Origin of the sequence: Pantoea sp. NPDC088449 (assembly GCF_044753225.1) — a bacterium.
GTDB lineage: Bacteria > Pseudomonadota > Gammaproteobacteria > Enterobacterales > Enterobacteriaceae > Pantoea > Pantoea floridensis.
Map to the genome: position 1 here is coordinate 432,079 of NZ_JBIVMT010000003.1, position 22,804 is coordinate 454,882.

General features: G+C 54.0%; 22 protein-coding genes. 12 read left to right on the plus strand and 10 right to left on the minus strand.

What is annotated here, in order from left to right; all coding sequences use genetic code 11:
• Positions 1–33 precede the first annotated feature (33 nt).
• From nac to ACIP6T_RS16530, 6 genes are all read left to right on the plus strand, one after another.
• Positions 34–957 carry a nitrogen assimilation transcriptional regulator NAC gene (gene nac, locus ACIP6T_RS16505; protein ID WP_097095146.1) on the plus strand — a complete coding sequence of 308 codons (924 nt, stop codon included), beginning with the start codon at positions 34–36 and terminating at the stop codon, positions 955–957.
• A 108-nt stretch (positions 958–1,065) separates the two neighbouring features.
• Complete coding sequence (locus tag ACIP6T_RS16510; RefSeq protein WP_400458127.1) at positions 1,066–1,497, plus strand: acetyl-CoA carboxylase biotin carboxyl carrier protein; 432 nt, start codon at positions 1,066–1,068, stop codon at positions 1,495–1,497.
• Positions 1,498–1,650: 153 nt separating this feature from the next.
• On the plus strand, positions 1,651–2,403 hold the full coding sequence (locus ACIP6T_RS16515; protein WP_097095148.1) for an SDR family oxidoreductase: 753 nt from the start codon (positions 1,651–1,653) through the stop codon (positions 2,401–2,403).
• A gap of 22 nt (positions 2,404–2,425) precedes the next feature.
• Positions 2,426–3,121: an amino acid ABC transporter permease gene (locus tag ACIP6T_RS16520; RefSeq protein WP_400458128.1), complete on the plus strand. Its 696-nt coding sequence runs from the start codon at positions 2,426–2,428 to the stop codon at positions 3,119–3,121.
• A gap of 5 nt (positions 3,122–3,126) precedes the next feature.
• On the plus strand, positions 3,127–3,882 hold the full coding sequence (locus ACIP6T_RS16525; RefSeq protein WP_097095150.1) for an amino acid ABC transporter permease: 756 nt from the start codon (positions 3,127–3,129) through the stop codon (positions 3,880–3,882).
• A 9-nt stretch (positions 3,883–3,891) separates the two neighbouring features.
• Entirely contained in the window at positions 3,892–4,629 is a 738-nt protein-coding gene (locus ACIP6T_RS16530) for an amino acid ABC transporter ATP-binding protein (protein WP_345827390.1), read from the plus strand.
• A 64-nt stretch (positions 4,630–4,693) separates the two neighbouring features.
• On the opposite strand, the gene ACIP6T_RS16535 is transcribed toward ACIP6T_RS16530, so the two are convergent.
• The 3 genes from ACIP6T_RS16535 to ACIP6T_RS16545 all read right to left on the minus strand — a co-directional run bounded on the left by ACIP6T_RS16535 (position 4,694) and on the right by ACIP6T_RS16545 (position 7,973).
• On the minus strand, positions 4,694–5,863 hold the full coding sequence (locus tag ACIP6T_RS16535; protein WP_400458129.1) for a Gfo/Idh/MocA family protein: 1,170 nt from the start codon (positions 5,861–5,863) through the stop codon (positions 4,694–4,696).
• Between the two features lie 10 nt (positions 5,864–5,873).
• Positions 5,874–6,797: a TIM barrel protein gene (locus tag ACIP6T_RS16540; RefSeq protein WP_097095153.1), complete on the minus strand. Its 924-nt coding sequence runs from the start codon at positions 6,795–6,797 to the stop codon at positions 5,874–5,876.
• A 147-nt stretch (positions 6,798–6,944) separates the two neighbouring features.
• Complete coding sequence (locus tag ACIP6T_RS16545) at positions 6,945–7,973, minus strand: LacI family DNA-binding transcriptional regulator (protein ID WP_400458130.1); 1,029 nt, start codon at positions 7,971–7,973, stop codon at positions 6,945–6,947.
• 259 nt (positions 7,974–8,232) lie between these two features.
• On the opposite strand from ACIP6T_RS16545, the gene ACIP6T_RS16550 reads away from it, so the two are divergent.
• From ACIP6T_RS16550 to ACIP6T_RS16560, 3 genes are all read left to right on the plus strand, one after another.
• Entirely contained in the window at positions 8,233–9,126 is an 894-nt protein-coding gene (locus tag ACIP6T_RS16550) for a sugar phosphate isomerase/epimerase (RefSeq protein WP_345827393.1), read from the plus strand.
• Positions 9,127–9,276: 150 nt separating this feature from the next.
• The gene (gene yghU / locus ACIP6T_RS16555) at positions 9,277–10,158 is read left to right on the plus strand and encodes a glutathione-dependent disulfide-bond oxidoreductase (RefSeq protein ID WP_400458131.1); all 882 of its coding nucleotides are present in this window, start codon (positions 9,277–9,279) and stop codon (positions 10,156–10,158) included.
• Positions 10,158–10,448, plus strand: a complete 291-nt coding sequence (locus ACIP6T_RS16560; protein ID WP_097095157.1) for a DUF1330 domain-containing protein — start codon at positions 10,158–10,160, stop codon at positions 10,446–10,448. Before yghU ends, ACIP6T_RS16560 begins: the two co-directional genes overlap by 1 nt.
• A gap of 90 nt (positions 10,449–10,538) precedes the next feature.
• Here the strand turns inward: ACIP6T_RS16560 and ACIP6T_RS16565 are convergent, their stop codons facing one another.
• Positions 10,539–11,990 carry a methyl-accepting chemotaxis protein gene (locus ACIP6T_RS16565; protein WP_400458132.1) on the minus strand — a complete coding sequence of 484 codons (1,452 nt, stop codon included), beginning with the start codon at positions 11,988–11,990 and terminating at the stop codon, positions 10,539–10,541.
• Between the two features lie 241 nt (positions 11,991–12,231).
• Between ACIP6T_RS16565 and ACIP6T_RS16570 the strand changes: the two genes are divergently transcribed.
• On the plus strand, positions 12,232–13,158 hold the full coding sequence (locus ACIP6T_RS16570) for a glycosyltransferase family 2 protein (protein WP_400458133.1): 927 nt from the start codon (positions 12,232–12,234) through the stop codon (positions 13,156–13,158).
• Between the two features lie 38 nt (positions 13,159–13,196).
• Here the strand turns inward: ACIP6T_RS16570 and ACIP6T_RS16575 are convergent, their stop codons facing one another.
• The 5 genes from ACIP6T_RS16575 to ACIP6T_RS16595 form a co-directional block, all read right to left on the minus strand.
• Positions 13,197–14,438: an O-antigen ligase family protein gene (locus ACIP6T_RS16575; RefSeq protein WP_400458134.1), complete on the minus strand. Its 1,242-nt coding sequence runs from the start codon at positions 14,436–14,438 to the stop codon at positions 13,197–13,199.
• A 9-nt stretch (positions 14,439–14,447) separates the two neighbouring features.
• Positions 14,448–15,212, minus strand: coding sequence for a glycosyltransferase family 25 protein (locus tag ACIP6T_RS16580; RefSeq protein ID WP_400458135.1), 765 nt, complete (start codon positions 15,210–15,212; stop codon positions 14,448–14,450).
• Between the two features lie 232 nt (positions 15,213–15,444).
• The gene (locus ACIP6T_RS16585) at positions 15,445–16,359 is read right to left on the minus strand and encodes a substrate-binding domain-containing protein (protein WP_400458136.1); all 915 of its coding nucleotides are present in this window, start codon (positions 16,357–16,359) and stop codon (positions 15,445–15,447) included.
• Between the two features lie 89 nt (positions 16,360–16,448).
• Entirely contained in the window at positions 16,449–17,228 is a 780-nt protein-coding gene (locus tag ACIP6T_RS16590; protein ID WP_400458137.1) for a TIM barrel protein, read from the minus strand.
• Positions 17,228–18,247, minus strand: coding sequence for a Gfo/Idh/MocA family oxidoreductase (locus ACIP6T_RS16595; RefSeq protein WP_400458138.1), 1,020 nt, complete (start codon positions 18,245–18,247; stop codon positions 17,228–17,230). Before ACIP6T_RS16595 ends, ACIP6T_RS16590 begins: the two co-directional genes overlap by 1 nt.
• Before the next feature lie 197 nt (positions 18,248–18,444).
• Between ACIP6T_RS16595 and ACIP6T_RS16600 the strand changes: the two genes are divergently transcribed.
• On the plus strand, positions 18,445–20,400 hold the full coding sequence (locus ACIP6T_RS16600) for a sigma-54-dependent Fis family transcriptional regulator (protein WP_400458139.1): 1,956 nt from the start codon (positions 18,445–18,447) through the stop codon (positions 20,398–20,400).
• A gap of 146 nt (positions 20,401–20,546) precedes the next feature.
• Here ACIP6T_RS16600 and ACIP6T_RS16605 read toward each other — a convergent pair whose 3' ends face one another.
• Entirely contained in the window at positions 20,547–21,773 is a 1,227-nt protein-coding gene (locus ACIP6T_RS16605; protein WP_097095166.1) for an MFS transporter, read from the minus strand.
• Between the two features lie 418 nt (positions 21,774–22,191).
• Here ACIP6T_RS16605 and ACIP6T_RS16610 point away from each other — a divergent pair, with 418 nt between their 5' ends.
• Positions 22,192–22,791: a hypothetical protein gene (locus ACIP6T_RS16610; protein WP_400458141.1), complete on the plus strand. Its 600-nt coding sequence runs from the start codon at positions 22,192–22,194 to the stop codon at positions 22,789–22,791.
• Positions 22,792–22,804: the final 13 nt, after the last annotated feature.

Consider the following 22,804-nt stretch of genomic DNA (forward strand, 5'->3'; position numbering starts at 1 on the left):
TAACCGATATGCGTTCTGTTGGAGGAAGTGTCCATGAATCTTCGTCGCCTCAAGTACTTTGTTAAAATTGTTGATGTAGGCAGCCTGACTCAGGCCGCCGATATTTTGCATATTGCCCAACCTGCGCTCAGCCAGCAGCTGGCTACGCTGGAAGGGGAAGTGAATCAGCAACTGCTCATTCGTACCAAGCGCGGCGTGACGCCGACCGAAGCGGGTAAAACGCTCTATTCCCACGCGCAGGCCATTTTGCGCCAGTGCGAGCAGGCACAAAGCGCCATTGAGCTGGTGGGCGCGTCGCTGAGCGGCAGCGTTTCGGTCGGCTTAGCGCCGGGCACCGCTGCGCAAAATCTTGCCCTGCCGCTGATGATGGAAGTGCAGCAGCAGCATCCCGGCATTGTGCTCTATTTCAATGAGAACTTCGGCACCACGCTGAGCGAGCTGATCATGAACGGCCGCATGGACATGGCGGTGATTTACGATCATCGCACCATCCACGGGCTGCGCTTTATGCCGCTGATGAAAGAGGATCTCTACTTCGTCTGTCCGTTCAGCCTCGCGCAGCCGGTAAAAGAGATCCCGCTGGCGCAGGTAGCGCAGTACGATCTGTTCCTGCCGCGCGTCTACAACATCATGCGCAAAGTGCTCGACGATGCCTTTGTGCATAACAATCTGCAGTATCGCGTGAAATGCGAGATCGAATCACAAACGACGCTGAATGCCGCGCTCAGCGCCGGTCTCGGCACCACCATCATGCCGGAATCCGCCGCCCGGGCGATGCTGAAAAGCGGCGATGCGTGGATGGCGAAGATCGTCGATCCAGATGTGCAGGTTTCGCTGTCGTTCTGCATGTCGGATCACCTGCCGCTGTCGCAACCGGCTGAAGCGGTGAAATCAATCCTGCTGTCGCTGATGTCACGCCGCAACGTCGAGAATTATCCGCTGACGCTGGTGGGATAAGACCCGCTTATTGCCGTAAAGCGAAACCCTCTTACTGCCCGTTGAACGAACGCGCTAGATTACGATTTTGCCCGCAGCGGCGGGCATGTTCGCTTTGACGGGACGTTTATGGATAAAACCGCAATACCGCTGCCAACGCTGCGCGCCCTGGCACGCAAGATGCAAACCGCCGGGTTGAGCAGCCTGGCGCTCGATGGTAAGCACTGGTCGGTGCGGTTAACCTTTGCCGCCACGCCGTCCGCGCCGTTGCCCGTACCCGCGATGGTTCCCTCCCCGGAAATTTCCCTCATAACACAACGCATCGGCGCACCGATGCCCGGCACGTTGCTGCGCCGCCATCCGCAGAGCCAGCAGGATTTTGTGGCGGTCGACCAATGGGTGCAGGCCGGTGACATCGTGGCGCTGGTACAGGTTGGGCCGCTGTATGTGCCGGTACGTAGCCCCGCCAACGGCACGATTCGATCGCTCAGGGCTGAGCATCTTTCTGCGGTGGAATATGACGAGGGAATTCTGACGCTTGAGCCGCATCGGTCGCCATGAATGGCGACCCTACGACGTAGGGTGCGCATTCATGCGCACCTGGGGCAGCAGCACAGCGTTATAAGGGGCGCTTATCGCCTCAAAATTTTTATGTCTTATGCCCTTGCGGCATAACTGCATACAGTCAAAAGACGACAATACGAGGAGAAGCTGATGCCATTTTCAGATTATAAAACCGCACTGGTGACCGGTGCATCTGCCGGAATGGGCGAAGCGATTGTTGAGCGTTTGTGCCAGGAGGGTATTACCGTACACGCGGTGGCGCGCCGTAAAGAGCAGCTGGCGGCCCTGGCCGATCGTACCGGTTGCATCCCACACGCCATCGACGTCAGCGACGTCAGCGCGCTCACCGCACTCTGCAACGATCTTGAAATCGACATTTTGGTCAACAACGCGGGCTTATCGCACCCAGGTTCCATCCTCGAGGCGGACGAGAACGTGATTGAAACCCAGGTCGACGTCAATTTGCGCGCGGTACTGCATCTGTGCCGTCTGCTGGTGCCGGGCATGGTAGCGCGCGATCGTGGCCACGTTTTCAACATCACCTCGATTGCCGCCATCTACAACTTCAACGGCAACTCGGTCTATCACGCCACCAAAGCCGGTGTGCACGCCCTTTCGCGCCAGCTGCGCGTGGATTGCTACGGCAAACGCGTGCGCATCACCGAAATCTGTCCGGGCCGCGTCGCCACTGATATTTTCGGCAATGTATCCGGCGATCATGAAGAGGCGCGTCGCCGCTTTATTGATGGCTTTGAGCTGCCGCAGGCGAAAGATATCGCCGATTGCGTCGCTTTCGCGCTCGCCGCACCGCTGGCGGTGAATATCGGCAATATCGAAATCACCCCCACGCTGCAGGTGCCGGGCGGCCTTTCCACTATGCGACCGGGCGACCACAGCGCCTAGCCTGCGATGATGAGGTAACAGTATGGCTCTCGATTTCAGCAGTGTGATAACCGGCCAATACGGCCAGATGATCGTTGACGGAACGGTGATCACCCTTGAACTGGCGTTGGGTGCCTGGCTACTGGCAATGGTTCTGGCGCTGCTGCTGGTGGTGATCCGCCTGACTGAAAACCGTATCGCCGTCGGCCTGGTAAAAGCTTACGTCTCTTACCACCGAAACGTACCGACGCTGATTCAACTGATGATGTGGTACTTCGCGATCCCCACCTTGCTGCCAGAGGCGTTGCAGATGTGGATCAATAACTTCAACGCCGAGTTTCTGTTTTCCCTCACCGCGCTTGGCCTGTGCCAGGCCGCCTACTTCTCTGAAGATATCCGCAGCGGCCTGCGCGCCATTCCCGATGGGCAGAACGAAGCGGCGCGCGCGCTGGGGATGAGTTATGTGCGCGCCATGCACGCGGTGATTCTGCCGCAGGGCGTTCGCAATGCGCTGCCGGCGATGATCAACCACACGGTGCTGCTGTTTAAAAATACCAGTCTGGCGATGGTGATCGGCGTGGCGGATCTCACCTATGTCACGCGTGATATTGAGAACCAGACATTCCGCACCTTCGAATCCTACATCGTGGCGACCGTAGGCTATCTGTTCTTCTCCCTGCTGCTGATGGGTCTTGGCGCGCTGCTGGCCCGCCGCTTCCACCGCGTCTATGCGAGGTAATGGCGATGTTTGAGATTTTCACCATTTTGCATGACAACGGCATGCTGCTGTTAATGGGGCAATATCCCAATGGGCCGATTGGCGGCGTGCTCTGTACGCTGCTGATCTCGGTGCTGGCCGTGCTGCTGGCGTTTCCGATTGGTGTGCTGCTGGGCCTGGCGCGTCTGTCGCCGTGGCGCTGGCTGAGCTGGCCCGCTACCGGCTGGGTTTACCTGCTGCGCGGCATTCCGCTGATGATGGTGGTGTTCTGGACTTACTTCTGTGTGCCATTGCTGATTGGCCACAACATCAGCGGATTCGCCACCATGCTGTGTACGCTGGTGATTTATGAGAGCGCCTATATCGCCGAGATCGTACGCGGCGGCATTCAGGCGCTGCCGCACGGGCAATATGAAGCGTCACGCGCGCTGGGCATGAGCCATCTCAAAACTCTGCGCCTGGTGATTCTGCCGCAGGCGCTGTTCAACACGCTGCCCAGCCTGGTGAGCCAGCTGGTGTCGATCATCAAGGACAGCACGCTGGGCTACGTGATTAACGTACCGGAACTGACGTTTGCCGCCAATCAGGTGAGCAATCAGCTGCTGACCAAACCGTTTCAGGTGTTCGCGATTGTGGCGCTGAGCTACTACCTCATCTGCTTCAGCCTCACCTGGCTCGCCAATAAACTTGAAGCGCATATTGCGCAGAAACGCCGTCAGGCTCCACCGCAGCCCGCCAGCGTAGCGCCGGCGGTGATGCTGACTAAACCCTCTTCGCAATAAGGAAACACCATGGGACCGATGATCATGTTTAATCAGGTCAACAAATGGTACGGCGCCTATCAGGCGCTCACCAACCTGAGCGCCGAGATCAATACCGGCGAAGTCGTGGTAGTGTGCGGCCCTTCTGGCTCCGGCAAATCCACGCTGATTCGTACCGTTAATCGCCTTGAGCCAATCGATGACGGCCAGATCGTGTTTGACGGCATCGATATTCACGGCAGCAGCACGCGCCTCAATCAACTGCGCACGCGCATCGGCTTTGTGTTTCAGAGCTTCAACCTGTTCCCGCATGTTTCCGTGGCCGAGAACATCATGATGTCGCCGATGAAAGTACTCGGCGTGAAGCGCACGGAGGCGCGGCGCCAGGCGGGCGAATTGCTGGAGCGCGTAGGATTATCGCATAAAGCCGATGCCTATCCGGCGCAGCTTTCCGGCGGTCAGCAGCAGCGCGTAGCCATTGCGCGGGCGCTGGCGATGAAACCACCGGTGATGCTGTTTGATGAACCCACCTCAGCGCTCGATCCGGAAATGGTCGGCGAAGTGTTGTCGGTGATGCGCGGTCTGGCGCAGGAAGGGATGACGATGATGTGCGTCACCCACGAGATGAATTTTGCACGTGACGTGGCAGACACCATCTGGTTTATGGATCAGGGGCAGATTCTGGAGAAATCGCAACCGGAGCAGTTTTTCACCCAGCCGCAGCATCCGCGCGCGCAGCGGTTCTTAAGTGATTTGCGATCGCATTGAGTTGCTGGTCGGCATCCTTGTAGGGTCGGCATTCATGCCGATCTGGTCCATCACCGCACTGGATTCAACAATCCACCCACACCGCGCCCGCATCGGCGGATTTCACGCACTGCTCCACCCAGCGCACGCCCATCAAGCCAGCATGCGCGCCGGGATACCAGAAATCTCGCAGGAAAGCCGCATCGCCGCGATCGCTGGCATCCATCGCCAGCGCGAAGCGGCGATAGAGATTTGACCAGGCCTCAAACAAGCCTTCCGGATGTCCCGCACCGATACGGTCGTCAGCCAGCGCGCTTTGATGCAGATAACCCATGCCGCGCTCCAGAATCTGCACCGGCTCGCCCTGCACTTCATAACGCAGCTGATTCGGCTGTTCGTCCCACCATTCGATACTGGCTTTCTCACCAATCACGCGGACTTTCTGGCCGTGCATCGAACCGCTATTCACCGCCGACGCCCACATGGTGCCGACCGCGCCGTTATCATACTCCATCATCACGAAGGCATTATCTTCCAGCGGCGCACGGGTTTTGACAAAGCTCTGGCGACTGCACAGCAGGCGCTTCACCTGCAAATGCGGCACCATCGTTTCAGCAATAAATAGCGGATGCGTTGCCAAATCGCCCAGCACGTAGCTTGGCCCGACGAAGCGCGGATCGACGCGCCATTTGGTGCTTTCATTCTGCAGCTCCACCGCTTCGTTATGGAAACCGTGCGCGAACTGCATATTGATGATGCGAATCTCACCGAGCAAACCTGCGGCGATCATCTCGCGCGCCTGATGAATCAGCTGATGCCCGGCGTAACCGTAAGTCACACCGATAATTTTCTTCTTCTCGATGCACAGCTTTTCCAGTTCATCGGCTTCGGCGGCGGTAAAACACAACGGCTTCTCACACACCACATGCAAACCCGCATTTAGCGCCGCACGGCAGATGCTGAAATGCGTGTTGTTCGGCGTGGCGATCGATACCGCTTCGATGCCGTCCGCGCGCGCCGCCTCAGCCGCAAACATCGTTTCATAATCCGCGTAGCAGCGCATGGCATCGATGCCCAGCGAGGTGCCAAAGGCGCGGCCGCGTTCGGCGTTGATATCGAAGGCCCCCGCCAGCAGCGTAAAGTTGTTGTCGCGCGTCGCCGCCGAACGGTGGATGTAACCAATCTGGCTGGTACCGCCGCCGCCCACCATGCCCCAGCGTAGCGAGCGATTCAGAACGTTAATACCGTTGATCATGCTGATCTCCTCAGAATCCAATCGATTGCAAATAGTGCAGGCTGGCGGTGACGTCGCGCAGGCTGGTCTCGGCATCTCGCGGATCGCGCTCCTGTTCGATGGTGATCCAGCCCTGATAATGGCGCGCTGCGAGGAAAGCGCGCACCGCTGGATAATCAATTGCCCCTTTGCCGATCGGGCACATGACGCCTTCCGCGCAGGCGGCAAAGAAATCCACGCCGCGCGCAATCACGTCGCGCCATACCGCGTCGTTGACGTCTTTAAAGTGCAGGTAATCAATGCGATGCCAGTAGCGGCTGAGGTAGGGAATGGGATCCATGCCGGAGTAGTACAAATGACCGGTGTCGAGGCACAAACCGGCCACGTCGTGCGGGATGTCCTCCACCAGCTGCTGCAGCTCGTCGGCAAACTCAATGCAACCACCGGCATGCGGGTGGATGACCGCGCGCACACCATATTCGTTCCAGGCGATCTGGCTCAGCGAGGTGATGTGCTGCATCATGCGCTGCCAGTCAGCGTTTGACAGGCGCGGCGCTTTATCAGACTGACCCGCGTATTTAGCGCGTTCTGGATTGCCGAAGTCGATAATCACCAGATAAGGCGCAGGTATGTTGTCGGCGTGAATTTTGCTAGCGGTGGGCACCAGCGACAGGTTACGGCAAATGTTGTGCGTCAGTTCAACCATCGCTGGGAAATTGGCTTCACTCACCAAATCATCAAAAAGGGTGCCCGCCACCAGCGACAGATCGTGCGCTTCCAGCTGCTGACGCAGCTCGGCAGGATCCACCGGCAGATAGCTCCACGGTCCCAGCTCAATACTTTTATAACCGGCCTGCGACGCTTCACTCAGCACTTTCTGCCACGGCGGCAGGAAAGGGTTGTTCGGATCATCAACGCCCCAGCTACAGGGCGCGTTAGCAATATGAATAGACATGATCGTTCCTTGCGGTAGTGGATGGCGCAAGTATCAAATAAATATTTCATCACAAACAACCATGAAACATTCATTTTTTGATAGCGATCATACTATTTCGCATCATTAAAATGATAGAAAAAATATCAAAGTCAGCAATGGCGCGGTTTACAGGTTTTCACGCGTGACAATATCGAACGGCAGGGTGATTTGTGTGAAATGCTCGCCAGGTGCAGCATGATGCTGCTGCACCATTTGCGTCAGGCGCGCCACCATCTCATCGATACGATTGCGGATCATTACCGTGATGGTCCCGTCAATCAGCGCCAGCTCGCCCTCCTGCACCGGACCATGGCAGATCAACGCCACCTTGCGCTGTGGCTGCTGACGCAGCGCGTGAATGACGCCTTCAATGCCACCACAGGGTGCAAAAATCAGCGCTAAATCAGGGTTGTCATCGAGTAACTGACGCGTTGCCTGGTAGCCACCATCAATGGTTTCATTGGTTTTCAGCGGCTCCAGCACGCGTCGGGTACTGTCCTGCTCACGCAGATAGGATCGGAAGCCGATTTCATTGGTTTCCTGGCAGATAAAGCGATGGTCGCCCACCAGCACGCCCACCGAGCCAAGCTGGTGCAACAGATGCGATGCCACCCAGCCGGCAGTGCGGCCAGCTTTCTGATTATCCAAACCGATATAACCGGCGTGGCCGCACGGCGAGAAATTGGAAAACAGCGCATAAACGCGCACTCCCTGGCGCGACACGGTTTCAATCGCGTGGCGAATCAGCGGGTGGTCCAGCGCCACGACACCAATGGCATCCACCTGCTCAGCCAGCGCGTACAGCGACGCCACGACAGCCTCAACATCATGAATATCATGCCAGGCAAACAGCGGTTCGCTGCCGGCTGGATGGAAGAGTTGTGTCTGCTGCCGCAGCGCATCGGTGAGCGAATGATAGAACGAGTAGGATTTTGCTAGCAGGATGAACCCCATGCGCAGCGTCACGCTGGATGCAGGCAGTGCCTCCTGCCGCAGCGGCGCGTGGCCGATGCGGTAACCAAGGCGACTGGCCGCTTCCAGTACTTTCTGCTCGGTGGCAGGACGCACCGGCGCGCGCCGGTTTAATACGCGATCAACCGTTGCCACCCCCACGCCTGCGGCGGCGGCGATGACGTTCAGAGTGATTTTACTCATTCAGCGATTCCCATAGAAAAAGGATAATAAACTATCAAAAATAATGCCCTTATTTCTCGAAAATCACCAATACCTTGCTCATCTCATCAGTGAAAAATTTCATTACTTGATACTTTCTCTCTCATTATTTTGATCGTTCTCGCAAATATAAAACTGATGATTTCATTTCAATATCATTAAGAATGAATTTTTGATATCAGTTTTCTTAAGAACCACCACTCAGCGTATGCGGTGCGCTTTTAACGCTCAGGAGAAGAGAATGAAAATCGCTTTTGATGTGGATGTAATCCGAGATCTTGGCATCACGCGCATGGTGCATCAGGTGGCTGAATGGGGCTACAAGTACATCGAGCAGTCGCCGCATCCACAGATCAATCCGTTCTATAAACATCCGAAAGCCAGCCGTGAAATCATGCGCGAATACAAAAATGCGCTAAACGCCACCGGGCTGGAAATCTCTTCGTTCATTACCGTTTATCGCTGGTCTGGTCCGGATGAACTGCGGCGTCAGGCTGCGGTGAAGAACTGGAAACGCATGATCGAGATTGCCGTGGAAATGAACGTTCAGGTCATCAACACCGAGCTTTCCGGTAATCCGAACGAGCCCGAAATATGTGAAGAGATGTTTTATCGCTCGATGGAAGAACTGTTACCGATCTTCGAACGTGAGGGTATCCGCGTCGAAATTCAGGCACATCCGTGGGATTTCTGCGAGCAAAGTAACGAAACCGCCGACATCGTGAAGTCGTTCCGCAGCGAGAACGTGAAGTATATCTACAGCGCACCGCACACCTTCTATTACGACAAAGGCGTCGGCGATGTGAAGAATATGCTGCATTACGCCGGAGACGATCTGTCGCATATGCTGATTGCCGATACCATGAACCACACCAAACACTGCCGCTACATTGTTAACCCGCCGGGCGTAGATGCCACTATCCACCAGCACGTGGCAGTTGGGGAAGGTGAAGTGAATTTCGATGCGCTGTTTGAAGCACTGCGCGAGATGAATTTTGCCCATCGCACGTTCAAGGTTGGCGGCGAGTCGATTATCTCTGCGGCGCTGTTCGGTTATCCGGAAAAGATGAAGTATCAGGCAGTTGAAACGCGCGAGCTGATCGAGCGTGAGCTGCTGGGAAATGAAGGAGCTTAAGGTCGCCAATGTCGAGCTTATGCTGTTTATGCAAGAGAACGTTACATAATCCGACTTTGTATCCCACCGCCAGCGCGGTTAAATCGCCTGTATTACTGGCTGCTACACTCAGTAGCAGCAAAAATACAAACACAACAAGGCGAAACCATTATGTCGGAACATCAATATCAGCCCGCGAAAGTCTGGACCTGGGACCCGGAAGCCAAAGGTAACGGCGCGAAAACCAACCGTCCAACCGCCGGGCCGACGCATGAGAAAACCCTGCCGGTTGGCAAACATCCGCTGCAGCTTTACTCGCTCGGCACGCCAAACGGCCAGAAAATTACCATCCTGCTGGAAGAGCTGCTTGCCGTCGGGGCGAAAGACGCCGAGTACGATGCCTGGCTGATTCGTATCGGCGATGGCGATCAGTTCTCCAGCGGTTTTGTTGATGTGAACCCGAACTCAAAAATTCCGGCGCTCAGCGATCACTCGGTTAGCCCACCGCAGCGCGTGTTTGAATCGGGCAACATTCTGCTCTATCTGGCAGAGAAATTTGGCCACTTCCTGCCGACCTCGCTGGCAGGACGCACGGAAACGCTCAACTGGCTGTTCTGGCTGCAAGGTTCTGCCCCTTACCTTGGCGGCGGCTTCGGTCACTTCTATCACTACGCGCCGGAAAAAATCGAATACGCCATTAACCGCTTCACGCTGGAAGCCAAGCGTCAGCTTGACGTACTGGATCGCCAGCTGGCGGATAATCGCTTCCTCGCCGGTGACGAATACACCATCGCCGACATCGCCACCTGGCCGTGGTACGGCAATCTGGTACTGAATAATCAGTATGGCGGCAGCGAATTCCTGGATGCGCAGTCGTATAAAAATGTGGTGCGTTGGGCGAAAGAGATTGCCGAGCGTCCGGCGGTGATTCGGGGTCGTAAAGTCAATCGTGCGTTTGGCGCCGAGCCGCAGGATCAGCTGCTGGAACGTCACGATGCCGCTGATTTTGATAACAATACGGAAGACAAACGTCAGGCGCGAGGTGAGAAATAATGGCGGCTTATGTGGTGTTTATTAAGGATGAAACCTTAGACAAAGACGAGCTGGCAACTTACGCAGAAAAAGCAGGCCAGGCGCGTGGCGACCACCCCATTACCCCACTGGCTTTTTACGGTGCGCTGGAAACGCTGGAAGGGCCACAAGCCGAAGGCGTGGTCGTGCTGCAGTTCCCGGACGCTGAGGCGGCGAAGGGCTGGTATTACAGCCCGGCGTATCAGGAAGCCAAAGCGCATCGTCTCAAAGGGGCGAAGTACCGCGTATTGCTGGTTAACGGCGTGGAATAACGCGCAATGGTGCGGTAATTGGCCTGGTCGGCATGATTGCCGACCCTACAAGCCCGTAAGGTCGCCATTCATGGCGACCTCGCTTCCAACTTATCCCAACCTGAATAACGCAATCGCCTGCTTAAGCGCATTCGCCTGCTGCTGTTGCTGCTGCGCCACCTGCAGTGTTTCAGCCACGTGCTGCACGTTATGATGCACACTGTGATCGATACTATTAATGCTCTGCTGAATCTGCTCAATACTCAGATTCTGCTGCTCACTCATCTCCGACAGCTCCGTCACCAGCTGCGATAATCCGCTAATACTGCTATGAATCTCGCGCATAGTTTGCGCCGCGTGTTCCACCTGCACGCTGCCATGCTCGGTGCTGATAGCACTGGCATCCATCAGCTGACGAATTTCCCGCGCCGCACTCTCGCTGCGCATCGCCAGAGTGCGCACTTCACTGGCGACCACGGCAAAACCGCGCCCCTGATTACCGGCACGCGCCGCTTCCACCGAGGCATTTAGCGACAGGATATTGGTTTGAAATGCGATACCGTCGATCAGCTCCAGAATGATTTTCACTCGCCTCGACTCTTCGCTAATTTTTTCCATCGAGCGCATTGCCGACTGAATATTCTCCTCGCCACGCGTGGCAACGGCGCGGGTCTCACTCGCCAGTTGGCGTGCGCTCTGCGCTTTGTCACGGGTTAAGCTGGCGGCGATGCTGATTTCGGTCATCGCACTGGCTGCCACCTCCAGCGCCTGCGCCTGCTCATCCGTACGCGTAGAGAGCGCGGCGTTACGCGCAAGAATGCTATCGGACTCGGTCAGTAGCAGAGCAACGCCATCGCTAACCTGATGTAACGTGCCGTGCATGGTGCCGAGCGTGGTGCTAAAGGTGCGGGCAAAGGGCGTCGCGCTCTGCTGAGTATCGGCGCGCAATGTAAGATAACCGGCTTGCTGATTGATCTGTGCCGCCAGCTCAGCCACTTCGCTGGCAGAGCGCGCATCGGCCGCCATCTGGCGCGCAATCACCAGCAGCATGGCCGTTTGCGCCACCACAAACAGCGCGTGGAACAGCACCATATCCCAGCCAGGATGATGGAACACCACCACGCCAAACAGGTCATTTTCTTGCAGATAATTGAACAAGATGTGATGCGTCGCCGCCGCAGCCGCGCCCATCAGTATCGGACGAATATCGCGCCATGCTAACAGCGCCGACATCAGCACAAACACCGAAAAATGGTATTCAGTCTCGCCAGCGCCGAGTTGAATCAGCAAACCCGCCCAGCCAATTAACAGCGTGGACAAAACCAAACGCGAAAACAGCGTGCCGCGCAGTGCGGTACCAATAAAGGTTGCCAACAGCGCCAGCACCACACCGCCAATCAGCGCCACCAGAAGGTTGTCATTGAGCCAGCCAACGCCGATCGCCATTGGCCACAATGCCCAGCTGAGGATTACCGCCAGACTATCAGCCCGCTGTGCGATACGCTTGAGCGAAACCATTTCTACCGGCACGGCGTCCGGGCCTGACAAGGGCGTTGCGATCATGGCAATTTTCCACACCAGAAGTTGATCAAAGAGCCCCAAACGCACGGGGCAAAGCGCACGGATTCAGTGAAAAATTATCGGCGTAGGAAAATGAAAGTTTAGCTTTTGTAATAGCTTATATGTGGCGATGTGATGATTGTCACGCTGGCCGAGGGAAACGAATTCATTCGCAGCGTGGAAGAAAGCTAGTGTACTATTTGTAATTGATGCACCTCGATACGGTAACGGAAAGAGACTTATTATGGATTCACCTTACACGCTTAGCGTTCTGGTTACGGCGCATAACTGCGAAAAATTTATTACCGAGACGTTAAACAGTTTAAAAAATGCCTGTACTGGCGTTGAAGAGCAGATTGAAATTGTTTTGGTGAATGACTCTTCTTCGGATAATACCAGCGAGATGCTGCATGCATTTGCCGCTTCATGTAGCCATGTAAAAATCGTTGACGTGATGTTCCGTAATATTGGCAAAGTCAGGAATTTCGCTGTCAGCCAAGCCAGCGGTCAATATATCACCATGCTCGATGGTGACGACCAGCTATTGCAAAATTCGTTTTCTGATATTGTGCATTTTTTGCAGGTAGAGCAACCGGATATTCTTCTCACTTCCCTTAATGAGGTGTATGCGGGTAAATCAACACCTCAACAGTGGCAGGGTTTGAAAACCACCGCGCTGACGCAACATCAGGTGATTGAAAAATTCCTCATCCACCGAGAAATTCAAGCCCACTTTATTGGGCAATACATAAAAAAATCGCTGTTTGCGGACCATCATTTCCCCGATTTCACCTGCTATGAGGATGCGTATTTATTCCCATCGATCCTCAAAGCTAGCCATAAAATATTTTTTGCTGCACAAGGCCCTTACCTTTACTTTAAAAGAGGACAGAGCCTGTCCAGCGCGCTTGATGCGCATAAAATATCCATGCTCATTAAAGCGACACAGCAAATGGATGCTGTACTGGGAGAGCGCTATCGCAATCTGCTCTCATGCCACTGGATTAATCTGGCACATAAGTTTTATCCATTGATTAGCGATGAACATGAGCAAGGCGTGGTGAAAAAGGCGATAGACCAAATACCTGCCGTTTCATTTATGGCGGATGTAAAAGTGAGATTTAGCCTCAAGAAAAAGTTTCTTAAAATGAAGCTCAGGGGTTTTCAATAGATGCGTCATAAAAAAGGCTCCTCATCGGAGCCTTTTTTTCATGGTTCACTTCTCTTTTCAATCAGAGACAAGAGAACCACCAGAATGCTGAATATTGCAATAAACTCAATTGATGTTAGTACAACATCAGTCATGCCATATAGCAGCGTTGCAATACCGGCTGCAGCAAGCGGCGTTAATCTTCGCGCCGCCCTAAACTCGGCAATGATAAAGATATAGAAGAAATAGAGCAGAACCCCTATACCGAGCACCCCAAACAAAGAAGCATACTGAATAAATTCATTATGCAGATGAACATTAATGTAAATTAACGCCCATGAGTCCTTCTGATTGTGCGCATCAAGATAGGTGGTTATAAAATTGTTGCGCTCGACTTGCGTCTGCCCGAAAGGAGCCTTCTCAAAGGACAATATTCCGGTTTTCCACATGGTAAAACGCGATCCCAGCGACGTTCTGTCGTTGCCATGTTCATAATCACGATACTCTTGCACTGTCGTATCGAAACGCGTTTCAATGACTTTATAACTGAGCCCGGCTGCCACCAACATTAACATCGCGACAAAGCTGATAAACTTAACGTTGCGCGTCACGGCAAACAGGCGAAATGTCATATAAGCTAAAAACAATGTATGTATTACCATTGCAGAACGAGTTTGCGTCAGCATAATCACATATAGTGAGATAATAGAAACCGCTAAGAAATATAACTTCTTAAACTTATTTTCTTTCGAGTAAAGAATAAAGGCGATTAATGCTAACGTCACGGCGGAGTAAGCATAGGCAGTGAGCGTAGCGCGATTTATACCCAATACCACGCGATCCGCAGAGGTGAACGTCTGTAAGAAAGCGAACGAACTTGCTGTAACAAAAGCTAAGGCGAGTGACAGTATGCAATATCTTATCACTAAAGATTGATTAATATATTTCTCACGATAGACATGAAAAATATAGGTCATAATCAAGAAGGCAAGAAGGCACCTTTTACCTGCCGTAAAGTAAAGCTCACCTTGCTCGCCATGCATATATTTTGCATATAATGACCAACCAATAAAGACTAAGCCAAGCATTAACATGGCAAGTGATTTTCTTTCGGTAAAGTGAATGGCTCTTTTTTTAAACACTTCCAAAGCCAAGCCCGTCAATGAAAAGTAGGCGCAATAATAGAAGAGATAACGCCCGCCTTTTTCATAAAGAAAGGCGATAGGAAGGATTGCGATCAGCGAGGCAAATGCCAACCAAGGCAGCAACATGCTGATACTTTTCATTTTAGAAACTGACATTAATATCCTTTAGTCCCGTTTGATTTCAAAAAATGGTCGCATGAAAATTCGCCACATCGAATTTTTAACTTTGATCAGCAAAGGTCTTTTTTTCCTGATCTTATTCACTGTTACTTTTCGTAATTCCCTTATAATTTTTTTACGCTCTAATTCTGCTTCACAATGCCAGATTGTCGACTCATGGCTTAATTCTGATAAATGACCGACTGCAGGCACTACCGCTTTAATATCGACAACGCCACATTCAATCAGGTAAGTCCAGCGATCGGCTTCGAGCCACACTGGATTCATAAAATCATATAATTTTTTTGCTGCAGAAAGATTAATGATATAAGCATGAGCAAGGGCAGCCTGACTGACCGTCACTAATTTGTGTTCACTGGCAGAGATTTTTTTACCACCACGTAAATATTTTCTCACGTCACTTAAAAGATACAGTGTTGGATGTTTAGGTATGTTTGCTACTAGATAACTAATAATATCACATGAGTTATCATCAAACTGAACGTCATCTTCTAACACTAATGCGACATCGATATTTTCGCTTAGCATTTTTTGGTATACACCTTGATGACTTAATGCACATCCGATCTCACTTTCCGTTAATCCAGCAGATAATTCTGGATGTGTCTGATCCTTAATATCCTGAGGAGAGAGTAAGCGGCCATCAATTGCATTGAATACTTCTGCCTGCAGACCGATATTCTGGCACTGATTCAAAGCATGGTTCTTTCTTGCTGCATATTTTTCTAAATTGATGATAAAAACTTTCATCTAATCCTCAGAAACATGATGATAAATTACAAGTACATACATTGATTTATTTTTTTAAGAAGGGAATTTTACACGAAACACAACGATTTTCAGCTCATTTTGCTAAAACCATTCGCCAAATGATGTAAGAAAAAAGCGGATTTTCGTAGAAGTTTACGGAGGCGGGTTGGCTTTTTAGCGAAAGCCAGACATGTGGCCCCTCTCCCTGACGAGAGAGGGGTAAAGAGAAGGGTTATTTCGTCGCGAACTGCGCGTAGTTATCAGGCGTAATGGTTTGATAGGGCACCCAATTAAACGTCTGCACCTTTTGCTTCTCCAGCAGCGCCTTGGTCACCTGCACCGCGCCCGTTGCCTGTCCTTTGGCATCCTGGAAAATGGTCAGCGCCATTTTGCCGCTCTTCACAAACTGCTGTCCATCTGGCGTGCCATCGATGCCGGCGACCAATATCTTCTCATTCTTCGCCTGATTGAGGGCCATGATCGCGCCAATCGCCATCTCATCGTTATTCGCCGCGATGGCGTCAATCGGCCGCTGGTTCAGTAGCCAACTCGACACCACATCCACCGCTTCGTTGCGCTGCCATTTGGCGCTCTGCTTCTCAATCACCTTCATATCTTTGTATTTGGCGATCACCGCTTCCACCGCGCGGGTACGCTCACGCGCTTCTTCATTTGACAGCGCGCCCATTAGAATCGCCACGTTGCCTTTGTAATTCATCTTCTTCGCCAGCGCTTCCATCTGCATTTCACCGCCCAGCGCCGAGTCAGAACCCACATACGCCATATCAGCCGGCAGCTTCACTTCCGGCTTACGGTTGACAAATATCAGCGGGATACCGGCATTTTTCGCGGCGGTGATCATCGGCAGCACGCCCTGCGTATCCACCGGATTGAGAATAATGGCGTCGACGCCCTGGTTAATAAAATCATCCACTTGCTGCACTTGTAGCGCCACATCGCCTTTGGCATCCACAAATTGGCTCTTAAGCTGGTTAGCTTTCAGTTCCGCCTCCATCTGGGTACGCAGAATCGAGACAAAGTTGAGATCGAAGTTGGCCAGCGCCACGCCAACGGTAAAGGTTTTGGCGCTAACGCTCATACTGAGCAACAGCGAGCACACACAAAGAATCACATTTCTGATGTTCATGGGATAGTCCTGTAGGGTTGAGATATTATTTTTGCTTTCAACGGTTTGCTTCACGCCGGGTAACAGGCAAATACCCGGCGCTGGAACACTTAAAGGGAAAAGTGATCGCGGAACTGCTGTAGCGCAGCGGTGCTGTCGCCGCTCGCCCACCCTTCCAGCGCCACGGTGCCTTCATAGCCTTCAGCGCGCAGCGCTTGGGCGATGGCGCGGTAGTTAATCTCACCGGTGCCCGGCTGCTGGCGTCCTGGCACATCCGCCACCTGAATCTCGCCAATCGCCGCGCCACAACGGCGAATTAACGCAATCAAATTCCCCTCGCCGATCTGCGCGTGATACAGGTCAAGATTCATCTTCAGCGCCGGACTGTTAACGGCCTCCACCAGCGCCAGCGTATCGGCTGCCAGCGCGAACGGCGTGCCGGGATGATCAAGCGGTAAATTGAGGTTCTCCAGCGTGAAAACGCGTCCGGCACGTTCCCCCAATTGCGCCACCTGGCGCAGCGTATCCGCCGCTTTCAGCCACATGGCGCCGGTGACCACGTCGACCGGTTTAACCGGCAATCCTTTATCATCCAGCCCGGTACCGTGCAGGTTCAGCACCGGACAATTCAGACGCTCGGCCACCGCCAGCGATGCTTCAGCGCTTTGCAGCAGCTGCTGGATTTCATCGTCATCGGTCAGGTTGCCGCTGAGATAGCCGGTCATTGAGGTGAAACGTGCGCCAGTCGCCGCTAGCGCATCAATGTCTTTATTAGCCCAGCCCCAGATTTCAACGCCAAAGCCCAGTTCATGAATACGCTGCACGCGCGCAATGAACGGCAGATCGAGAAACACCATTTCGGCACACACCGACAATTGATAACCTGCCATTAGCGACCTCCCAACATGATCGGCTGCTGCTGTTGCACTGACTCGATACAGGCCAGCGCAATAATCAGCGCGTTACGCGCATCTTCACCGGTGGCGCGGGGTGTTTCACCCTGGCGAATGCAGCGGGCAAACTCCGTCATCTCTGCAACATAGGCCTCGCGCAACAGATCTGAATCCATGCGAGACGTTTCGATGGCGATGCCATCCTGGTGATAACGTACACAGTGATTGGCGTTGATATGCCCAGCCTGCAACATGCCTTTGCTGCCAAACACTTCGCCGCGCACGTCGTAGCCGTACACCGCCTGGAAGTTGGCTTCGGCGGTGGCAATTGCGCCGTTATCGAAGCGGATGGTGACCACCGAAGTATCTAGCAAGCCTTTCTCTTTAAAATCCGGACGCACCAGCGCATCGGCCAGCGCATACACTTCCACCGGTTTCGCCCCCGGATTAAAGTGCAGCAGCGTGTCAAAATCATGGATCAACGTTTCGAGGAAGATCGTCCACTGCGGGATGCGAGAAGGATCGTGCAGACCCGGATCGCGCGTTAGCGATCGGCTCAGCTGCGTGGTGCCATTCTCACCCGCTTTCACGGCCGCGATCGCTGCGGCAAAGCCCGAATCAAAGCGACGGTTGAAACCGACTTGCAGCACCACGCCAGCACTTTTCGCGGCAGCAATGGCGCGGTCGGCCTCATCCAGCGTTACCGCCATCGGCTTCTCACAAAAGACATGCTTGCCCGCTTCAGCTGCCGCGATCACCCATTCAGCGTGGGTGCGCGCCGGGGCGGCAATAGCGACCGCATCAATCTCCGGGTCCTGTAATAGCGCATGGAGATCGCTATACGCTTTCGCTACGCCGAGTTTGCGAGTCAGGGCTTCAGCCGCGCCAGGTTGCGGATCGCCTACCGCTGCCAGAATCGCCCCCGGCACGCGCCAGGCAAGGTTTTCTGCGTGGAAGCTGCCCATGCGTCCGGCGCCAATCAGTCCTACGCGCACGGGTTTAAGATGAAATGTCATAACCTATTCCTTTTTATTTTGGAGGAGCTCATTCGAGCGCAGGGATGTGCGTTATGTACTGCAAAGGCAATGCCAACTGGAACAGGGCTGATTATGTGAGACGTAACACAGATAGAGCTCACAAACTGGCAACAAAATTTACATGTCAACTTCACATGTCAATAAAATGGACATTCCGAAATAGAGGAGGATGCCGCATGCGTGCTAGTGAGCGTTTACCTTTCAAAGATGAAAGCGACCCGATCTTCAGCTTGCCGGACAGCGCGGAGGTTGGGGAGTGGGATACCTTGCTATGGCAGGGCTGGCACAGCTTTGAGCGCGGTGAACAGCCAGGTTGGATGCGGCATAGTATTTTGCAGTCGTGGCAACGATCGCGTCAGCGCGCCATCGATCCTGCCACGTTTAGCTACACCTCTCCGCCTGCTGACGAGCTGGCGGCAATCCTTGAGCACAACGCCGAGTTGATCCTCGCAGCACGCAGCATTATGGAGAACCTGCTGGCATATAACCCAGACGGGCACATTAACCTAACCGATGCGCAGGGCGTAACGCTGCATTTTTGCGGCGCAGATCTTACGCCGGTCGGCAGCATCCTGCGCGAAGAGGTGCTTGGCACCAACTGCACCGCGCGCTGCCTGATCGAACAGCGTCTGGTGTATGTACTGGGCGGTGAAAACTGGAAGCTCGACCTGCGCAAACGTCATCGCCAATGTGCTGCCGCACCGGTGCGCGATGCCAGCGGCCAGCTGCTGGGCGTATTAACGCTCACCGCCACGCCCGACAATTTCAACGCGCACACGCTGGGTACCGTGCAGGCCGCAGCGGAGGCGGTAGGTCAGCAATTGATACTGCGGCGCTTGCTGGCTGAACAGCAGTCGATCCTCGAAACGCTGAATGAAGGCGTGATCGTCTGCGATCGTCATGGCCGCATTAAAACCCTGAATCGCTATGCGCGGCAGATCTTCAGCGGCCTCGATCCGCAAGCGGGCACCATCGATGCGCTTTTACAGCCGCAGGGGGGATCGCTGCTTACCATGCCTTTCTGCAATGACCGCGAGCTACAATTTATCCCGGACGGCGCAAACCCGATTTCCTGCCTGATTTCGCTGATGCCGGCCCCCGATGGCGGCCGCGTGCTGTCGCTGCGCGAAAATCAACGTATTCGCGCCATTACGCGCCGCGTGATGGGTGTGAGGGCCAGCTACACATTTGAAATGATTCGCGGCCATGCGCCGCGCGTGCAGCAAGCGATTCACAAAGCGCGCGCCAGCAGCCGCACCGACAGCACCGTGTTGCTAACCGGCGAAAGCGGCACCGGCAAAGAGCTGTTTGCCCAAGCGATCCATAACGCCAGCCCGCGCCAGCAGGAACCGTTTATCGCGCTGAACTGCGGCGCACTGCCGCGAGATTTGGTGCAGAGTGAACTGTTCGGCTATGTCGATGGGGCGTTTACCGGCTCGCGACGCGGGGGATCCGCAGGCAAGTTTGAGCTGGCGGATGGCGGCACTTTGTTCCTCGATGAGATTGGCGAGATGCCGCTGGAGGCGCAAACCAGCCTGCTGCGCGTATTGCAGGAGGGTGAAGTGGTGCGCATCGGTGCGGCGCACCCGCTCAAAGTCAACGTGCGCATAATCGCCGCCACCCACTGCAATCTGCTGGATGCGGTGGAGAAAGGCGCCTTTCGCCGCGATCTCTACTATCGCCTGAACGTGATCTCTCTGGAGATCCCGCCGCTGCGTGAGCGTCAGGAGGACATTCCCGGGCTGGTGAATACCTTTATTCAGGCGCTTTGTACCCGCATGAAACGTATTGCGCCGCAGCTTTCTACGCAAGCCATGGCCTGCTTACAGGCATGGCATTGGCCCGGCAACGTGCGCGAGCTGGAGAATCTGGTGGAACGCATGGTGAACTTGTGCGAGGGCCTGGAGATTGATCGCCGCGATCTGCCGGAAGAGATGATGCAGCACGGCGTGCCTCCGATAAGTGAATTGAGCTCGCTACAGGAGAATGAGCGCCAGCATGTGCTGCAGGTGGTGCGTGAGCAGAAGGGCAACCTGCGCCAGTCGGCCCAGCTGCTGGGGATTTCGCGTACCGCGCTGTATAACAAACTGCATCACTGGCAGGTAGATGTCGCTGGGTTGCGGCGCGGGTAAGGCGCTGAGGTGAGGGAAAAGCAATAACTGTTACAGCGGCGACCAACGTTTTTCCGGGGCGCATCAATGCGCCCCTGACAAAAACCGATCCGTTTTGCGTAGGGTGCACATTACTGCGCACCCTTTGACAGGCCGCACACATCCCATTAAATCGCAGTTTCGTTTTCCAGCTTCTGCCGTTTGCGCAGGTGCGGGAAAATCGTCATCCATACGCCCACCACCACCAGCGTGCCGATGCCGCCAATCGCGGCCGCAGGCACCGCGCCAAAAAAGGCCGCCAGCAAACCCGATTCAAACTCGCCGAGTTGGTTCGAGGTATTAATGAAAATGGCATTGACCGCGTTAACACGACCGCGCATCTCATCTGGCGTATCCAGCTGCACCAGCGCACCGCGAATCACCATGCTTACCATATCGAAGCCGCCCAGCGCCGCCAGGGCGATCACTGATAGCCACAGCTGCGTCGAAAGCGCAAACACCAGCGTGGCTACGCCAAAACCGGCCACCGAGCCGAACATAATCATGCCGACATGCTTTTCCAGCTTGTGACGACTGAGCCAAACGCCCACCAGCAGCGCGCCGACTGATGGCGCACCGCGCAGGATGCCCAATCCCCACGGCCCGGTGTGCAGAATGTCCTGCGCGAAAATCGGCAACAGCGCGGTGGCACCGCCCAGCAACACAGCAAACAGATCGAGTGAAATCACGCCGAGCACATCTTTGCGATCGCGGATAAAGCGCACGCCGGCAAACAGATTTGGCAGGTTCATCGGTAAACGCGCCTGCGGTGGACGTTCATAGCGCAGTCGGCTCACCAGCACAATCGAGAAGAGATAGAACAACGCCGAGACGCCATAGACCACTTCCGGTCCAGCTACATAAAGGAAGCCTCCGAGCGTTGGGCCGATAATCACCGCGGCCTGGCCACCCACCGAACTGGCGGCCATTGCGCGCGCCAGGATCGGCGGCGGCACCAGCGCGGGCAGCATTGAGGTGATGGCCGGCCACTCCAGTGCCTTCGCCACTGAGATCAGGAACACCAATCCCCAAATCTCAAACTTCCCTGCCCAGTTAATGAGGGTTAACGCAACAAGCCCAAGCAGGGCCAGCCACTCAATGAATTGTCCGAGCAACACAATTCGGCGGCGATCGTGCTGATCGGCCAGATGACCCGCGGGCAACGCCAGTAGCACAGAGGGAAGAAACTGCATCAGGCCGATCATCCCCAGCGCCATTGCACTGTGGGTTAAGGCATAGATTTGCCAGCTGACCGCCACCGAGAACATTTGAAAACCGAAAGATGAACAGGTGCGTGCCAGCCAAAAGGCGACAAAAGACCTGTGCCGCAGCAACGAATCCTCTGCTGAACTCATAGATATTATCCCATCCTAAATAATGACGTCGGTTAGCGTCGTTGCACCAACCTGATGAAAAGCCACAGAATGGCTTCCGCTTTATTTTTCAGGGCACAGAGTGCGGCATCTTCCTCAGCCAGGCAATGGCTAGCCGTGCTGTTTAAAAACAGAAGGTTACCGCTAAATTAACTAAGCATAGAGGCCACAATATTAGCACACTGATGGTTTTCAACTGAAAATATCCAAAAAATTCCAGATATTCCAATAACGCTATTATTAGCGCTATCACGACCTGTATATCTCTCTATCAGTGACAGTTAAAAAAGCTGAACTTTATAAACTAAACGGTTTATATTGTCAGCGCTATGATTTCTACCGACTCCCGTCCTTATAATAGATAAGACGTTCCAGCTAATTAATTTATTCACAGAGATAAATGGAAAACAGTTCTTATAATCCTTATGTTACTGAGCGTATCCGTCGTTTTGACGGCGCGCTGACTGGCGTGTGTTATTCAGCACCCTTTATGCATTGCGAACAGGAAAGCACAGCATCACTTAACGGACATAACATAATTTCGCTGCATAATCAGTTGCCGGATACGCCCGAATTAATAATTATCCCGTTAACCGGAAATAACCTGCAGAGTTTTTTACAATCGCCACAAATTGATTCCAGCCTGCACGCTAAAAATGTACGACTGGCAATCAATTACGCTGATTTAGTTCAAAGAGATAGTGAACTGCGGCAAGTAAGTGAACGTTTCTCTTTCTGGCTTTATGATTTGGCGCCACCCGGCACCTGCTGGAAGAATATCGCCGCCTTTCCTTTTAGCGGCGTTGTACTCACTGAGGAATTTTTTAACGATAATTATCTCAAGTTCAGCTTCCCATTCCTGCTGGAATCGTTTCGTGAAAGAGAAGCAGAAGTGATATTACGCGCGCCGCAACTCATGCTGCCTGCGGTGCGCTATAGAGAGCTGAATGTGAGCGGCTGGCAGGAACAACGTACCAGCAGCACACTGTTTGAAGGGTAAACGTTTACACAAA

Coding starts and splice junctions, on each gene's coding strand:
- nac (WP_097095146.1), top strand. CDS start 34: ATGAATCTTCGTCGCCTCAAGTACTTTGTTAAAATTGTTGATGTAGGC.
- ACIP6T_RS16510 (WP_400458127.1), top strand. CDS start 1,066: ATGGATAAAACCGCAATACCGCTGCCAACGCTGCGCGCCCTGGCACGC.
- ACIP6T_RS16515 (WP_097095148.1), top strand. CDS start 1,651: ATGCCATTTTCAGATTATAAAACCGCACTGGTGACCGGTGCATCTGCC.
- ACIP6T_RS16520 (WP_400458128.1), top strand. CDS start 2,426: ATGGCTCTCGATTTCAGCAGTGTGATAACCGGCCAATACGGCCAGATG.
- ACIP6T_RS16525 (WP_097095150.1), top strand. CDS start 3,127: ATGTTTGAGATTTTCACCATTTTGCATGACAACGGCATGCTGCTGTTA.
- ACIP6T_RS16530 (WP_345827390.1), top strand. CDS start 3,892: ATGGGACCGATGATCATGTTTAATCAGGTCAACAAATGGTACGGCGCC.
- ACIP6T_RS16535 (WP_400458129.1), bottom strand. CDS start 5,863: ATGATCAACGGTATTAACGTTCTGAATCGCTCGCTACGCTGGGGCATG.
- ACIP6T_RS16540 (WP_097095153.1), bottom strand. CDS start 6,797: ATGTCTATTCATATTGCTAACGCGCCCTGTAGCTGGGGCGTTGATGAT.
- ACIP6T_RS16545 (WP_400458130.1), bottom strand. CDS start 7,973: ATGAGTAAAATCACTCTGAACGTCATCGCCGCCGCCGCAGGCGTGGGG.
- ACIP6T_RS16550 (WP_345827393.1), top strand. CDS start 8,233: ATGAAAATCGCTTTTGATGTGGATGTAATCCGAGATCTTGGCATCACG.
- yghU (WP_400458131.1), top strand. CDS start 9,277: ATGTCGGAACATCAATATCAGCCCGCGAAAGTCTGGACCTGGGACCCG.
- ACIP6T_RS16560 (WP_097095157.1), top strand. CDS start 10,158: ATGGCGGCTTATGTGGTGTTTATTAAGGATGAAACCTTAGACAAAGAC.
- ACIP6T_RS16565 (WP_400458132.1), bottom strand. CDS start 11,990: ATGATCGCAACGCCCTTGTCAGGCCCGGACGCCGTGCCGGTAGAAATG.
- ACIP6T_RS16570 (WP_400458133.1), top strand. CDS start 12,232: ATGGATTCACCTTACACGCTTAGCGTTCTGGTTACGGCGCATAACTGC.
- ACIP6T_RS16575 (WP_400458134.1), bottom strand. CDS start 14,438: ATGTCAGTTTCTAAAATGAAAAGTATCAGCATGTTGCTGCCTTGGTTG.
- ACIP6T_RS16580 (WP_400458135.1), bottom strand. CDS start 15,212: ATGAAAGTTTTTATCATCAATTTAGAAAAATATGCAGCAAGAAAGAAC.
- ACIP6T_RS16585 (WP_400458136.1), bottom strand. CDS start 16,359: ATGAACATCAGAAATGTGATTCTTTGTGTGTGCTCGCTGTTGCTCAGT.
- ACIP6T_RS16590 (WP_400458137.1), bottom strand. CDS start 17,228: ATGGCAGGTTATCAATTGTCGGTGTGTGCCGAAATGGTGTTTCTCGAT.
- ACIP6T_RS16595 (WP_400458138.1), bottom strand. CDS start 18,247: ATGACATTTCATCTTAAACCCGTGCGCGTAGGACTGATTGGCGCCGGA.
- ACIP6T_RS16600 (WP_400458139.1), top strand. CDS start 18,445: ATGCGTGCTAGTGAGCGTTTACCTTTCAAAGATGAAAGCGACCCGATC.
- ACIP6T_RS16605 (WP_097095166.1), bottom strand. CDS start 21,773: ATGAGTTCAGCAGAGGATTCGTTGCTGCGGCACAGGTCTTTTGTCGCC.
- ACIP6T_RS16610 (WP_400458141.1), top strand. CDS start 22,192: ATGGAAAACAGTTCTTATAATCCTTATGTTACTGAGCGTATCCGTCGT.